Source organism: Photobacterium gaetbulicola (assembly GCF_003025515.1).
Lineage (GTDB): Bacteria > Pseudomonadota > Gammaproteobacteria > Enterobacterales > Vibrionaceae > Photobacterium > Photobacterium gaetbulicola.
The window spans coordinates 1-1066 of record NZ_PYME01000072.1 but is presented as its reverse complement, the minus strand read 5'-3'; the positions used below and the strand labels follow the sequence as shown (position 1 = coordinate 1066).

Genomic DNA, 1066 nt, shown 5'->3' with positions numbered 1-1066 from the left:
GACAACGATGACTTGACCTTCAGCATTGATAATTTGCCGAGTTGGGCGAGCTTTAATACCGCCAGCGGGCAGCTGAGCGGCACGCCGAGCAACGACGATGTCGGCACCACGTCGAACATCGTGATTCATGTCAGTGATGGAGTAGAGACGGATAGTTTAGACCCATTTAGCCTCGAGGTGGTCAATGTCAATGATGCACCGACGATTTCGGGCACCCCGGCGACTTCGGTCAACCAGGATGTCAGCTACAGCTTTACGCCAGTGGCCAGTGATATCGACAACGATGCGCTGACTTTCGGTATCGACAACTTGCCGGTCTGGGCGAGCTTCAATACCGCCAGCGGTGTGCTTTCCGGCACGCCGAGCAACGACGATGTCGGCACCACGTCGAACATCGTGATCACCGTGAGCGATGGCACCGAGACAGTGAGCCTTGTGGCGTTCAATCTGGAGGTCGTGAACGTCAATGACGCGCCGACGATATCGGGCACCCCGGCGACCAGCGTGCAGCAGGATGCCAGTTACAGCTTCACGCCAGTGGCCAGTGATCTCGACAACGACGCGCTGACCTTCGGTATCGACAACCAGCCATCGTGGGCGAGCTTCAATACCGCGAGCGGGCAGCTGTTCGGCACGCCGAGCAACGACGATGTCGGCACCACGTCGAACATCGTGATCACCGTGAGTGACGGCAACGAAACCGCGAGTCTGGCGGCGTTCAACCTGGAAGTCGTGAATGTTAACGATGCACCGACTATCAGCGGCACCCCGGCCACCACTGTGCAGCAGGATGCCAGCTACAGCTTCACGCCAGTGGCCAGCGATATCGACAACGATGACTTGACCTTCAGCATTGATAATCTGCCGGCGTGGGCAAGCTTCAATACCGCCACCGGGCAGCTGTTCGGCACGCCGAGCAACGATGATGTCGGGACTATATCGAACATCGTGATTCATGTCAGTGATGGGGTAGAGACGGATAGTCTTGGTCCATTCAGCCTAGAGGTGGTCAATGTCAATGATGCACCGACGATTTCGGGGACGCCGGCGATTTCGGTCAACCAGG

General features: G+C 57.5%; 1 protein-coding gene. It reads left to right on the top strand.

Features of this window, described 5'->3' with window-relative positions:
• The coding region (locus C9J03_RS26350; RefSeq protein ID WP_211300782.1) for a putative Ig domain-containing protein at positions 1 to 1066 on the top strand (1066 nt) is incomplete at both ends.